Annotated in this window: 9 protein-coding genes; 3 read left to right on the forward strand and 6 right to left on the reverse strand. The window is 62.4% G+C overall.

The features are described 5' to 3' along the window. Positions 1–230: hypothetical protein (locus tag KA184_05265; protein ID MBP8128969.1), on the forward strand; the 230-nt coding region annotated here is incomplete at its 5' end. A gap of 87 nt (positions 231–317) precedes the next feature. On the opposite strand, the gene gyrA is transcribed toward KA184_05265, so the two are convergent. The 5 genes from gyrA to KA184_05290 all read right to left on the reverse strand — a co-directional run bounded on the left by gyrA (position 318) and on the right by KA184_05290 (position 10,678). Then, the gene (gyrA, locus tag KA184_05270) at positions 318–2,864 is read right to left on the reverse strand and encodes a DNA gyrase subunit A (GenBank protein MBP8128970.1); all 2,547 of its coding nucleotides are present in this window, start codon (positions 2,862–2,864) and stop codon (positions 318–320) included. An 88-nt stretch (positions 2,865–2,952) separates the two neighbouring features. Then, positions 2,953–5,394, reverse strand: a complete 2,442-nt coding sequence (gene gyrB, locus KA184_05275) for a DNA topoisomerase (ATP-hydrolyzing) subunit B (protein MBP8128971.1) — start codon at positions 5,392–5,394, stop codon at positions 2,953–2,955. A gap of 422 nt (positions 5,395–5,816) precedes the next feature. Next, positions 5,817–6,584 carry an SDR family NAD(P)-dependent oxidoreductase gene (locus KA184_05280; GenBank protein MBP8128972.1) on the reverse strand — a complete coding sequence of 256 codons (768 nt, stop codon included), beginning with the start codon at positions 6,582–6,584 and terminating at the stop codon, positions 5,817–5,819. Between the two features lie 33 nt (positions 6,585–6,617). Beyond that, a complete protein-coding gene (locus KA184_05285; GenBank protein MBP8128973.1) occupies positions 6,618–7,469 on the reverse strand; it encodes a CoA transferase in 852 nt (283 codons plus the stop codon). Positions 7,470–7,768: 299 nt separating this feature from the next. Beyond that, positions 7,769–10,678, reverse strand: a complete 2,910-nt coding sequence (locus tag KA184_05290; protein ID MBP8128974.1) for a response regulator — start codon at positions 10,676–10,678, stop codon at positions 7,769–7,771. Between the two features lie 556 nt (positions 10,679–11,234). Here KA184_05290 and KA184_05295 point away from each other — a divergent pair. After that, positions 11,235–11,606: a hypothetical protein gene (locus tag KA184_05295; protein MBP8128975.1), complete on the forward strand. Its 372-nt coding sequence runs from the start codon at positions 11,235–11,237 to the stop codon at positions 11,604–11,606. Positions 11,607–11,747: 141 nt separating this feature from the next. Here the strand turns inward: KA184_05295 and KA184_05300 are convergent, their stop codons facing one another. After that, the gene (locus KA184_05300; protein MBP8128976.1) at positions 11,748–12,650 is read right to left on the reverse strand and encodes an alpha/beta hydrolase; all 903 of its coding nucleotides are present in this window, start codon (positions 12,648–12,650) and stop codon (positions 11,748–11,750) included. Between the two features lie 372 nt (positions 12,651–13,022). Here KA184_05300 and KA184_05305 point away from each other — a divergent pair, with 372 nt between their 5' ends. Then, entirely contained in the window at positions 13,023–14,519 is a 1,497-nt protein-coding gene (locus tag KA184_05305; GenBank protein MBP8128977.1) for a DUF2961 domain-containing protein, read from the forward strand. The last annotated feature ends 13 nt before the right edge of the window (positions 14,520–14,532 follow it).

A 14,532-nucleotide genomic window follows, 5' to 3' on the forward strand; every position in this document is an offset into this window, starting at 1 on the left:
CCTCCACGACTCCCGGCGGGCAGGAGGACCCGGTAGGCAACGCCGTGCCGGACCGGCCCATGGGCACGGAAGGCGGCAACGATAACAAGAAGAACGGGGCCATTGCCATACGCTGGAACGGCGAGCCGACGGACGTGCAGGGAATCATGAAAGAGTGGCGCATGATGACGACGGGAGGGGTGTATTCCAACGGCGTTACGCTGCCTCCCGGCGCAACCACGGCCAAATAGCCGGCGCGCCAGCCAAACATATCGTGGCATGGGCGTCTTGCCCGTGATTGAGGAACATGGGCGGGACGCCCATGCCACGGATAGCGTTTATTCCTCCTCGTCGCCGGGCTGGTCGTCGGGTTCGGCGTCATCGTCCACCGGGCGCGGCGGCGGCAGCGGCTCGGCCATGGCGGGGGCAGACTCCGTGACGGCTTCTTCCTGTTCCTCGGCGACGGCGCGGGCCACGGCGCTGACCTTTGCGCCCTCGTCCAGGCGCATGATGCGCACGCCCTGCGTGTTGCGCCCGATGGCGCGGATATCGCGCACGGGCGTGCGAATGACGACGCCGTCCGTGGCGACAATGACGATGTCGTCCTCGTCATCCACCGTGAGCATTTCGACCACCTTGCCGTTGCGCTCCGTGGTCTTCATGTTGATGATGCCCTGGCCGCCGCGATGTTGCATGCGGTACTCGCCGACGGTCGTGCGCTTGCCGTAGCCGTTCTCGGACACGCTGAGCACGGTGCGTTCGTCGTGGGCGAGCGACATGCCGATGACGTAGTCCTCTTTACGGGCAAGCTTGATTCCGATGACGCCGCGCGTCTTTCTGCCCATGGACCGCACGTCCTTTTCGGGGAAGCGGATAGCCATGCCCGCGTGCGTGGCGATGAGGATGTTGTCTTTGCCCGAGGTGATTTGCACGTCGATCAACTGGTCGTCGGGGTCGAGTTCGATGGCGATAATGCCGATGGCCCGCACGTTGCTGAAGTACTTGAGCGCCGTTTTCTTGACAACGCCCTTGCGCGTGACCATGAAGACATGCTTGCCCTCTTCGCTCAGGTCGCGCACGGCCAGATAAGCCGTCACCTGCTCGCCTTCGGTGAGTTCGAGCAGGTTGACGATCGCGCGGCCCCGCGCCGTGCGGCTGGCCTTGGGCAGCTCGTGCACCTTGCGCCAGTACACCTTGCCCTTGTTCGTGAAAAACAAGATGTACTGGTGCGCGCTCGCGATGAATATGTCCTTGACGAAGTCCTCTTCCTTCGTCTCCATGCCGGCGACACCGCGCCCGCCCCGCCGCTGCTTGCGGTAGGTATCGACCGGTAGCCGCTTGATATAGCCCTGGCTCGAAACGGTAACCACCATGTTTTCATCGGCGATCAGGTCTTCAATCGAGAGGTCTTCCGCGCTCCCCTCGATAACGGTGCGCCGGGCGTCGCCGTATTTCTTTTTCACTTCCTCGATTTCCTTGCGAACCTCCGCCAGGACCGTGTCGCGCCCGGAAAGGATATGCCGCAGGCGCTCGATTTCCTTGAGCAGTTCCCGGTATTCCTTGAGCAGTTCGTCGCGTTCGAGGCCGGTCAGCTGGCGCAGGCGCATGGCCAGGATCGCATTGGCCTGGGCTTCGCTGAATTCGAAGCGCTGGATCAGCCGGGCGCGCGCCTCGTCCACGTCCGCCGAACTACGGATGATGTGGATGACTTCGTCGATGAAGTCGATGGCCTTGAGCAGCCCCTCGAGGATATGCGCGCGATCCTCGGCCTTCTGCAGAAGAAAGCGCGTCCTGCGCTCGACGATCTCGGCCCGGTGCTCGACGTAGAAGTAAATGATCTCGCGCAGCGGCAGCACGCGCGGCGCGTTGTTCACCAGCGCGAGCATGATGATGCTCTGGTTGCTCTGAAGCTGCGTATGCTTGTAAAGCTGGTTCAGGACCACCTGCGGCTCTTCGCCCTTGCGCAGTTCGATCACGAGCCGCATGCCGTCCTTGTCGGACTCGTCGCGCAGGTCCGTGATGCCCTCGATGACCTTGTTGTGCACGAGCAGGGCGATCTTCTCGATGAGCGTCGTCTTGTTCACCTGGTAGGGAATCTCGGTGACGATGAGGCTTTCCTTGCCCGACTTCTTGTCCTGTTCGGTCAGGACGCGCGCGCGGACCGTGCAGCGGCCGCGCCCGGTGCGGTAGGCTTCGACGATGCCCTCTACGCCGCAGATGATGCCGCCGGTCGGAAAATCGGGCCCGCGCACAAAGCGCATCAGGTCGTCGGACGTGGCGTCGGGGCGCCCGATGAAGTGGATGACCGCATCGCACACCTCGGTCAGGTTGTGCGGGGGCAGGCTCGTGGCCATGCCCACGGCAATGCCGTAGGAACCGTTTACGAGCAGATTCGGGATCGCCGAGGGCAGCACCTTGGGCTCCTGCTGGCTGCCGTCGAAGTTGTCCTGCATGTCGACGGTTTCTTTGTCGATATCGGCCAGCATTTCCGCCGCGATGGACGTCATGCGCGCTTCGGTGTACCGGTAAGCCGCGGGGTTATCGCCGTCGATGGACCCGAAGTTGCCCTGCCCGTCCACCAGGGGGTAGCGCATGTTCCAGTCCTGCGCCATGCGCACGAGGGCGTCATAGACGGACTGATCGCCGTGGGGATGGAACTTGCCAAGGGCTTCGCCGACGATGGCCGCGCATTTGCGGTAGGGCCGGTTGTGCTGCAAGCCGATCTGCTGCATCACGTAAAGGATGCGCCGGTGCACCGGCTTGAGACCGTCGCGCACGTCGGGCAGCGCGCGGCTCACGATGACGCTCATCGAATAATCCAGGAACGCGGTCTTGAGTTCCTGCTCGATGGCGACTGCCTTCACTCGTTCATGAGACGAAGCCATTCCCACTTTCCTTCACTTGGTCCAACGAAACGGCGCGGACACCCTGCCCGCGTTTTCCATCGGCCCGCACAGCCGCAACGGGCCCGGGTCAGACGTCCAGGTTCTGCACTTCGGGCGCGTGGCGCTCGATGAATTCCTTGCGCGGCTCGACAATATCGCCCATCAACTGCTCGAACAGCTCGCGGGCGACAGCCTCGTCCTCGGCCTTGACCTGTAGAATCGTCCGCTTGCCCGGGTCCATCGTCGTTTCCTGCAATTGCTCCGGGTTCATTTCGCCGAGTCCCTTGTACCGTTGAATTTGCAGGCCCTTCCGCCCCACTTCCATGAGGTAGTCGCGCAATGCCAGCAGGTCGTCCGACTCAAAGAGGACCTGGGTCATTTCGGCGTCACGCACGCGGAACGGCGGCTGGCCAATCTCGGCCAGCGGGTCGGCGTGGCTGAGCAGGGCCGAGAACTCATGACTCCGGAAAAAGGCCAGGTCGATCTCGCCTTTCCTGCGCGTGCGCTGCTCGCGCCCGTTGCCGTTCCCATTGCCGTTGCCACGCCCGCTGGACTCCGAGCCGTCCGCGATTTCCAGTTGGCGTTCCGCGGTGTTGATAAACGGGACGCCCTCGCCGAACAACGCGTGCCGTTCGGCTTCCGACAACAGCGCGGGATTCAGGTACTTTTCGCGGTCGAGCCGCAGGCATTTCTCGATAGAATCGCGGGGCACGCCGTATACCCGCTGAAGCCGGGACAGCATCTTTTCCCGTTCCTGCGCGGTCCGGATGGAACGGGCAAGCGCCTTTGCGTCGATATCGGTGCGCTTGCCCTCGCCATTGCTGGCGATTACCTTGATCGCGTCGAAGACCGTGTCAAAGATAAAGCTCTCGAATTCCGTTTCCGTATTGACGTACCGCGCCTTCTTGCCCTTGCGAATGAGATAGAGGGGCGGCTGCGCGATGTAGAGATGGCCCCGGCGGATGATCTCGGGCATCTGCCGGAAGAAGAACGTCAGCAGCAACGTGCGGATGTGCGCGCCGTCCACGTCGGCGTCGGTCATGATGATGACCTTGTGGTAGCGCAGCTTTTCCGCCTGGAAGTCCTCTTCGCCGAACCCCGCGCCAAGGGCCGTGATGAGCGCGCGGATTTCGTTGTTGTTCAGGATCTTGTCGGCGCGCGCCTTCTCAACGTTGAGCACCTTGCCGCGCAAGGGCAGCACGGCCTGGAATTTCCGGTCCCGCCCCTGTTTCGCGGAACCGCCCGCGCTGTCGCCCTCGACGATGAACAACTCGCAATGCGCGGGGTCGCGCTCGGAGCAATCCGCCAGCTTCGCCGCCTGGCCCAGCGACTCGAGCGGGCTCTTGCGCCGGGTCAGGTCGCGCGCCTTGCGAGCGGCCTCGCGCGCCCGGGCCGCCTCGAACACCTTACCGACGATCCGGTTGGCGATCGTTGGGTTTTCCTCGAATCCGGTCTGGAGCCCCTCATAGACCAGCGAACTGACGACACCCTGCACTTCGCTATTGCCGAGTTTCATCTTCGTCTGGCCTTCGAACTGAGGGTCGCGCACGCGCACGGACACGATGGCCGTGAGCCCTTCGCGGGCATCATCGCCCGTAATCGACATGTTCGCCTTCTTGAAGAGATTGTTCTTCTTGGCGTAATCGTTCAGGCTCTTGGTCAGCGCGCCGCGGAACCCGCTGAGATGCGTCCCGCCTTCGTGCGTGTTGATGTTGTTCGCGAAGCTGTAGACGCTCTCGGAGTACGCGGTCGTGTACTGGAGCGCGACCTCACACTCGAGTTCGTCGCGCTTGAGCTCCAGGTAGATTGGTTTCCGGTGGAGCGGTTCGCGGCTGCGGTTTAAGTATTGGACATACTCAACGATGCCGCCCTTGTACTGCATCACCACCGGTTCGGTGTCGACGCGCTGGTCTTCCAGCGTGATCTTGAGCCCCGCGTTCAAGAACGCCAATTCGCGGAGACGGGTCAGAACCGTCTCCGAGTTGAAGACGGTGTCCTCGAAAACCTCGGCGTCGGGGAGGAACGTGACGCGCGTGCCAGTCGACCGCGCCCGGCCCCGGCGCTCGAGCGGCCCTTTCGGTCTGCCGCGCTCGAACTCCATGAAGTAGGTGTTTCCGTCGCGCTTGACCTCGACTTCCAGCCATTTCGAAAGCGCATTCACGCACGACACGCCCACGCCGTGCAGGCCACCGGAAACCTTGTACGATGAGTTGTCGAACTTGCCGCCCGCGTGCAGCATGGTGAGCACAATCTCCAGGGCGGACTTGCCACGGTACTCGGGATGATTGTCGACGGGGATGCCGCGTCCGTTATCCGCGACCGTCACACTATTATCAATGTGGATGATTACGTTGATCTGGTCGCAATAGCCCGCCAGCGCCTCGTCGATGCTGTTGTCGACGACCTCATACACGAGGTGGTGCAGACCCCGCGTGCTCGTGTCGCCGATATACATCGCCGGCCGCCTGCGCACCGCCTCCAGGCCCTTCAAGACCTGGATGGACTTTGCATCGTAACCTTTTTCACTCATTAGAGTTACCTCGGCATATATGTGTAGCCTCGGAGAGGCTTCCTGGAAGTGGCTATATTATAGCAAAACGAGACCCGCAAAACAAGCAAAAACGCAAGATTTTGCGCTTTGTAACCCATTGACATACCTGATCTTGTGGAGTAAGCGCAGAAACTTGCCTATTCCAAGCTGCAATTGCCGGGATTTTGCCGCCGGAAACACCCCGCTTATCAGTAGTTTGGAAAAACAGACCGTCCGGTCTTCTTTTGTTTAAATGGTTTTGTTTTAATGTTTTACATACAATAACTTCAACAAGAGGATTATCAGTAAATCACCATCTATCCCCATGCGCGCGCCGGGGGAACGCCGTATCCTGGGAATTGGGCGTATACCAGAACCGTTCCGAAGGCATCTTCCACCCCCTCTCCCGTGCCCGCAGCTTGTCACTTGGGCGGCATACGGAGAGCGCCATCGAGGCGAACCGTTTCGCCGTTCAGCATGGCATTCTCAACCACGTGCCGCGCCAGCGCGCCAAACTCGTCCGGGCGGCCCAGCCGGGACGGGAAAGGTATGGAAGCAGCGAGCGCTTGCTTGGCTTCTGGCGGCAATTGGTCGAACATGGGCGTATCAAACAAGCCCGGCGCAATGGTGACAACACGGATGCCGCTGCGCGCAAACTCGCGCGCCGCGGGCAGCGTCATGCTTACTACGCCGCCCTTCGACGCCGCGTACGCCGCCTGCCCGATCTGGCCGTCGAACGCGGCAACCGATGCGGTATTGATGAAGACGCCACGCTCGCCGTTGCGGTCGGGCTCGAGTTTGAGCATGGCATCGGCCGCGAGACGGATGACGTTGAACGTCCCGACCAGATTAATCTCGATGACGATCTTGAACAGGTCAAGCGGGTGCGGGCCCGCCTTGCTGCAAACGCGTTGCGCGGCGCCGATGCCCGCGCAGTTCACCGCGCCGTGAAGTGCGCCGAACGTCTCGAGCGCGGCGGCGACCGTGGCGCGAACCTGAGCCTCCTCGGTCACGTTGCACATCGCGAAACGCGCCTGCGCGCCCAATGCGTCCGCGACAGCCCGTCCATTCCCCTCATTGACATCCGCGATGACCAAGTTCGCGCCGGCCTGCGCGAAAACGCGCGCCGCGCCCTCGCCGAGTCCGGACCCGCCGCCCGTGACGATAAAGGTCTTGCCCTGCAATTCCATGACGTCTTCCTCCCATCTTGGTTCCTTCAGACTCTATGAGATTCCGGCTGGTGGCGCGGCCTGGACGGCCGCGATCGGCAAGTCGCGCGCGGCAGCCCATGCCTGCCACTCCGCGGCGGTGCGCGTGGCAAATACCGCCTGAAGGTCTTCGTGCTCCGCACGCGCGAGGCTCAATTCACGTTTGAGGCGCTCAAGAAAGTGCGTTTCGAGCGCCGCCACGGCCAGCCAACCGTCCTTCGTCTTGTACAAGTTGTAATTTGGCAATCCGCCGCCCAGCAGTCCTTGAGGAGTCGTGACGCGATGCCGCAGCGGCGCTGCAAACGCCTCCGCGGCGTCCGCCAACGCCACAAGGCACTGTCCGCTGCCGCAACCGCGGTCGCGCGCGTGGAGCAGCGCGAGACCCGCGAGCGCGGCTCGTTCCGCCCCGGCAAGGTCCGCAATCAGCGTGGGTGGCAGGCGCGGCGGCGCCACGAGGCCGTGTGCGGCAACATAGGTAAGGTCATGCCCCGCTCGATTCTCTTCAGGCGCTAGGTGACCGACGATGGCGACGTGACACAGCTTGGGATATGCAGCGTGCAGCGTTCCCCAGTCGAGGCGGAGATTCTCCAGCGCGGCGGGACGGCTCGAGGTCAGGAGCAGGTCGGCGGCCGCCAGGTACTCCCCTAGTTGTACGCGCTGTTCCGGGTCCTTGAGGTCGAGCGTCACGACGCGCATGCCCCGGGTCATTTCGGCATACCACGCGGGACACGCGTAGGCGAGGGGGTCTCCTGAAGGGGGCTCAATCTTCGTCACGTGAGCGCCCAGATCCCGCAGTCGCGCCGCAGTGACGGGACCGGGGATGTTGGTTGCGATACAGGTCACGCGGACATCGTCAAGAGCCGGCATCAAATACTCCATTTCAGGAATGCGCTCACGTGTGTGTGCAAGCCCGCTGGCGCCTTGTCCTTCGCGAAACACGCTCCGCGGCAAGCAGGTCTCCGGGCGGCAAGCCGGGGCACTTCCCATGAAACGCAGCAATACGTTAGCGAACCTGCAAGACAACCCACTTGGCCCTGTTTCCAAAAGGGCCGGACACATCGAGTCGCACTGCTGGCGGCAAGGGTAATGGAGCGCACGGCGCTTTTCAATCTCACCGCGCGTTCAAGGCGGTGCCTCTCGTCAGCGGCGGGTTGCACGCGGAAGTCTTATTCGCTGGCGGTTTCCGCAATTACGGCCTTGAGGAATTCGCCTTCCCAGGCATTGCCTTCAAGCACCTGGCGCAGTTCGTGAAACTCACGGTCCAGGTCCTCCGCCAGCACGGAAACCGCGTCCATGCCATTCGTCTGCGCGCGCTTCTCGATTTCGAGCGCTATCTCGTGAACGCGCGTGCCGCCTACGGACGAAGCGGCGCCCTGAATCGAGTGCGCGAGCCTGTGCACGCCTTCCGCATCGCGATTGACAATGGCATCCCGCAATTCGCTCAGACGCGCCGGCATATGTTGCAGGAATACGCTCGAAATGCGTTTGAACATGCCCAGCTTGCCGCCCGTCACCCAGATCGCCTGCTTCGTATTCAGCACCAGCGATTCGCCCTGCTCCGGTGCAGTAGCATCCTTGCCCGGGCCCGTATCGCCTTCCGGTTGAGCGCCGCGCTCGGGCAGCCAACGGTGCAGGACTTTCAAGACATTCTGCGGGTCCACCGGCTTGCTGATGTAGTCGTCCATGCCCGCGGCGAGACAGCGCTCGCGATCGCCCTTCATCGCGTGGGCGGTCATGGCTATGATGGGCGTGTGCCGCTCTTCGCCTTCTACTTTGCGGATTTCCGCCGTGCTTTCGAACCCGTCCATCTTCGGCATCTGACAGTCCATGAAGATGATATCGTACTTCTCGCTGCGCTGCAGGATCATGGCCTGCTCTCCATCGCACGCCACGGTGACGAGACACCCGAAACTCTGCAGAATCTCGCGGGCTACCTGCTGATTCACGAAGTTGTCTTCCGCGACAAGCACGCGCGCATTGATGACCGGAGTCAGCTTTTCCCGCGCCTGTGCCAAGGCGCCCCGGTTCTCGGCGATGGTGTGGCGCGTGATAAGCCCGATATCCTCGCCGCGCAAGCGTGCGGACCACAGCATGGCAATGGCGTCCATCAGTTCGCTCTGGCGGATGGGCCGGGTGAGATAAGCGGCATATCCGAGTTCCTGCATGCGTTGCGCATCGCCCCGCTGGCCAAAGGCCGTGACGAGAATCAGCAGCGTATCAGACAGGATGGGGTCGGACTTGATGGTGCGCCCGAGCGATTCCCCCCCGACACTGGGCATCTGGTCGTCAATGAGAGCCACGTGAAACGGCTTGCCTTCCTCCACGGCCGAGCGCATCGCCTTGATCGCGTCCGTGCTGGACGCGACCGTCTTCGCTTCCATGGACCACGCGGTAACCTGCTCGTAAAAGACGCGCCGGTTCACCGCGCTGGGATCCACTATCAGCACGCGGATGCCCGCGAGGTCGGCGCGCGGCTCGGACGCGGCAGGGATGCCCTTATCGAGTTCGAGGAACAGCGTGAAATAGAAGCGGGAACCGACCCCTTCGCGGCTCTGGACGCCAATCGTGCCGCCCATCAACTCCACCAGATGTTTCGAGATAGCCAGACCGAGCCCCGTGCCGCCGTATTCACGCGCAACCTCGGGACTGGCCTGGGCAAAGCGGCCGAAGATCTCGTTCAGCTTGTCTTCGGGCGTGCCGATGCCGGTGTCTTCGACGACAAAACGCATGGAGGCCGTGGTGCTCGTCAGGCCCGTGCATTCCACGTTGATGAGCACGTATCCCTCATGCGTGAACTTGATGGCGTTCCCCACGAGGTTGGTCAGCACCTGGCGGATGCGCCCGGCGTCGCCGACCAGGCGGCGCGGCGCGCTCGGGGGATAGCGCAGGATCAGCGAGAGGCCTTTCTCTTCGGCGCGCGGCGACAGAAGTTCGATGATGTCTTCGCAAGCCACCTGAAGGTCGAGCGCGATCGGTTCAATCACGAGTTGGCCCACCTCGACCCGGGAGTAATCGAGAATGTCGCCGATGACCTTGAGCACGTCGCGCCCGGAGCGCTGGATGGCTTCGGCGAACTTGCGTTGCCGCGCCGTGAGCGACGTCGAGAGCATCAATTCCGTCATGCCGATGACGCCGTTCATGGGCGTGCGGATTTCGTGGCTCATGGTGGCAAGAAAATCACTCTTGGACCGGCTCGCGGCTTCAGCGGCGTCCTTGGCCGCCTGCAGTTCCGCTTCGGCCTTCTTGCGTTCCTGCACCTCGCGGCCCAATTCCGCCTCCGTCCGCTTGTGCTGTTCGATTTCCTGCCGCAACTGGTGCGTGCGCTGTTCGACCCGGTCCTCCAATTCGGAGCGCGCGTCCATCAATGCATGCTCGCGGCGCTCAATCTCGGCCAGCATGTCGTTGAACTTGTCCGCAAGCTCGCCGATTTCGTCGTTGCTCTGCTTCACGGCCCGCATCGCGAAGTCTTTCTCGCGCGACACCAGTTCAGACAGCAGCGTGAGGTGCGCGAGGGGCCGCGTGATCATCTTCTGCATACTCAAGGACAGCGCGAAGGCGAGAAGCGCGCACATGACGACAATCACAAACGCGCTGACGACATACGTCAAAATCGTGGAACGCAGGAAAGATGCGTCCGCCCGGATGTAGAGCGTGCCCTTGACCCGTTCGAGGTGGTCTCGGATCGGCTCAAAAACGTGGAGGTGGCCGGTCTGGAAATAGGAACGCGCTTCGAGCGGGGGCCGTTCCGGAAACACTTCGCGTGCCTGCATCCGCGAGTAGTGAGCATATGGCGCGCCCTTCTCATCGTACAGGCACGCGGCCTCGATCCGCGGATTCGATTCGAGCTTGTGCAGCTTGTCCTGGGCGAATCCGTGGAACTCCGGCGTGAAGGGCCGCACCATCTCGGAACCGGCATAGGTAGCGCTCAGGACGATTTCATTTTTCAGGGATTGGCCCAGGAAGGAGATTTCGAAGCGGACAAGCAACGCGCACGCCAACAGCAGCACAACCAAGGTGCATACCATGACGATGAAAATGAGCTTGACCTTTATCGAACGATTCTCAAGAATGCTCACGCCAACCCTCTCCTGACCACGACCTCTCCATGCATCTTAGCCCTCAACGGCCCGAAAACGCACGCTCCGCTGTCTATAGCCTACCACAAAATCGAGGAAAACACACCACGCACATTCCGCTTATTGCAGGAACAGCGGAGCGTTGGCAACATGCTAAACGGCTTATTATCATTTTTCGTATATTAGACCGCCTGCACGGAAACGTACCGCCGAGACCTCCAAGAACTGCGTTGCGGTCTTTTCCCCGCTCTGATAGAGTGAAGACGTTGGGAAGAGAGGGAGTTCCCCCATGGAGTGCGTGGTTTGTGAGGTACGGCTGGCCGCCGGGAGGTGCCCGGTTTGTGGGCGGCCGCTGTGCGAGATGTGTGGAACGCTATGCGAGGCCTGTGGGCGGCCCTCGTGCGGCGGTCACGCACAATGGACCACGTCCGGGCAGGCGTTGTGTAAGAAGTGCGCGGAGAAGAATCGTGTTCCGCGGCCGGAGCCGCCGCCCGCAAAACGCGAGCCGGCGCCGGCCTCAACGAGTTTCGCCGCGCTTCACGAGACGCTGCCGGAAGTGGAACGGGACTACCCGGAAACCGCAGACCGGGGCCCTAGACAGAAGGAAATCTCGGCAAAGGCGCTCACGGGGAGTTCCCCAAAACCGACGCCCATGTGGGTTTCGAGTCTATTCACGGGCGGGATGTCCTGGGTGTTGCTGATACCTCTGGTTCCGTTCACATCCCGCAGCAACATCTTTCACGCAGCGCAACCCTGGATGTCGTATTGTATTGTATTCCTCGGGCTGGGCACCATGCTGTGGGCCGGCGCCGGAACGCTGGGGCAGGGTCCGCGAAAAGAGCGCTGGCTGTGCCTTATGGGCGCGGCTATCGGATTAGCGGCGGCCTTGGTCGCGTTCCTGGTCCGAACCCCGGCGGCAACCGGCTGACGCACACGCGACGGAGACGGCAGCAATGGAAATCGTGGATAGTGTGGCCGCGTTCGTGGCCGCGAACAAGTGGTGGTTCCTCGTGGCCATCCCGCTCGTGCTGGCTATAGCCGTCGTCAAAGGGCGCGGCTGAGACGGAGGTCAGCGTCCCGCCGCGCGGACTTTCTCGCGGATGAACGCGCCTGCGGCGTCGAGGGCCCTCTTTCCTTCGTCCAGTTGATGGGCGAAAAAATGCCACACGTGGATCATGTCATCCCAGATATCGATGCGCGCGTCCACCCCCGCGGCGCGCAGGCGCTCCGCCATCCGCGTGGCGTCGTCCAGGAGCGTCTCGCGGCCTCCGACCTGGATCAGCACGGGCGGCAAATGGCGCACGTCCGCGTACAGCGGCGATGCCAGGGGAGTCTTTGCGTCGTGACTGCCCAGATATGCCTGCGCATACAGCAAGGCGCCCGCTTTCTGAATCAGGGGGTCCACGGAAGCTTTGGCCCGCATCGATTCACCCGTGCAGGCGAGGTCCGTCCATGGCGAGATGCACACGGCCGCGGCAGGAAGTGGCAGACCCTGACCACGAATGGCGACGAGCGCGGCGAGAACAAGTCCGCCGCCCGCGGAATCCCCCGCGAGAACGACGCGCTTCGGGTCATTGCCGTGGCTCAGCAACCAGCGGTATGCGGCGACGGCGTCCCCAAGCGCGGCGGGGAAAGGGTGTTCCGGCGCCAGGCGGTAATTGATGGCGCACGTCCGGGCGCACGCCACTTTGGTCAAGCGCGCCATTAGCGCGCGGTGCGAGTCAATCGACCCGATGACGTATCCGCCCCCGTGCAGATACAAGAGCCTGGTCTTGCCCGCCGTGTCAGGGAATGCAAGCCACTCGCCCGGCAGCCCGTTCAGGTCCACGGCCTGGCACTGCAGCCCCTCCGGAACCGGCATGGCGCTGGCGAAGGTTTCAAAGTCGGCGCGCATGCCTTCCAGCGTCGCCGGCAGATTGCGCGCGCGTTCGCGGAGCAGAGCAAGGATCGGTTCTAATTGTGCAAGGCTCATCTCGTGGTCTCCAGGAACATGGTAGCGTTTTTGCACGAGTTAACGCCACCGCCAGGAACATACTCGGGAGGAATACGGACACCAGAGGCTAGCCCAATACCCGTGTGACGCGGGAAACCGCGTATTCGATATGAGGATGCGACTGGAAGGACCATGAGGGCTCCTCCCCGCGACCCACAAAGGCGGGGCATGCCTCGCCCCCGCAAGAAGCGGGAACCAAGTTTCGGGACAGCCTCCAGATGCGGAGACAACGCGGTTAACACCCCGTCAATTCCCTTTCAATAAGTTGACCGGCAAAGCGCCCTTGGCATACTTTCTTTCCCGGTACAGCGTCGCTGGCGAAGGGAGAACAACGGAAGATAGGGTGAAACCATGAAATCAAGAACAAGACCGGTTGTGACGACCTGTTTGTGTATGGTTGCCGCCCTGCTTGTGCAGGGCGCGAGTCTGGCGCAATCACCGGGCACGCCGCTGGACGGGTTGGAACGGCTGAAGGAAGGGCGGTCCATGCGTTCGTCCTCTTCCGACCCGGATTGGGTGAACGGCAACGGCGATGCGCGGCCTATCCTGCCGGGCGGCTCGCTGGTCATCGCGGACCTGGAAGGCCCCGGCATCATCACGCATATCTGGAACACGATTGCCGCGCAGGAACCGGGCTATTCGCGGCTGCTGGTAATACGCATGTACTGGGACGGCGAGGAGGCGCCGTCGGTCCAGGCGCCGATCGGCGATTTCTTCGTGATCGGTCACGGGATCGACGTTCCCTTCGAGTCGTTGCCGGTAACGGTCTCGTCGGACGGGCGCGCGCGCAACTGCTACTGGCCAATGCCGTTCCGGAAATCGGCAAAGATCACCGTGACCAACGAGGGCCGCAAGGCGGTCAGCGCCCTCTACTGGTATGTCGATTGGCGCAAGCTGCCGGAGCTGCCCGGCGATGCGGCGTATTTCCACGCCATGTACCGGCAGGAGCACCCGGCGGTACCGGCGCGCAACTACCAGATCGCGGATATCGCGGGCCGGGGCCACTATGTCGGTACGGTCATGAACGTGCGGCAGCACACGGGCAGCTGGTACGGCGAGGGCGACGACTTCTGGTTCATCGACGGCGAGACGGAGCCGAGCCTGCGCGGCACGGGCAGCGAGGACTACTTCTGCGACGCGTGGGGTTTCCGCAAGTTCGACGGACCGTACTATGGCGTGCCCGTGTGGGACAATTTCAAGGAAATGGGCAGGATCACGGCGTATCGCTGGCACCTGACCGATTCGGTCTCCTTCGAGCGGTCTTTGCGGGTCGAAATCGAGCACAAAGGCGTCACTTTCAATGAAGACGGGTCGGTGAAATCGGGCTTCGAGGAACGCGCGGACGACTTCTCGTCGGTGGCGTTCTGGTATCAGGTCGAGCCGCACAAACCGTTCGAGCCGCTGCCGCCCGCGTATGACCGCTTGTACGTGGACTACGCGAACCTGGTGGAGGGCGAATCGCTTGTTGAGCAGGCCAAGGCGAGCGAGGGCCCCGTTCTGACACAAGACGGCAGTTGGAGCGGCGGCAAGCAGTTCTGGTGGCAGCCGCAGGCTGAGGGCGAGTCGCTCGAACTACCTGTGTCGGTGCAGGAAGACGGCGACTACGAATTGACGCTGCTCATGACCCACTCCTGGGACTACGGCATATACCAGGCGCTGATCGACGGCAAACCCGCCGGCGTGCCCATGGACCTTTGGAGCGAAAGCGTCAAGACGGAGGAACACATTTTCGCCGCCGGGACGCTCACCGCGGGTCCCCACGTGCTGAAATTCGAGAACAAGGGCAAGAACAAGGAAAGCGACGGGTATTACTTCGGCCTGGACGGGTTTATACTGCAATCGCGCTGAACACGCCAGAACT

This window comes from Candidatus Hydrogenedentota bacterium (genome assembly GCA_018005585.1).
GTDB lineage: Bacteria > Hydrogenedentota > Hydrogenedentia > Hydrogenedentales > JAGMZX01 > JAGMZX01.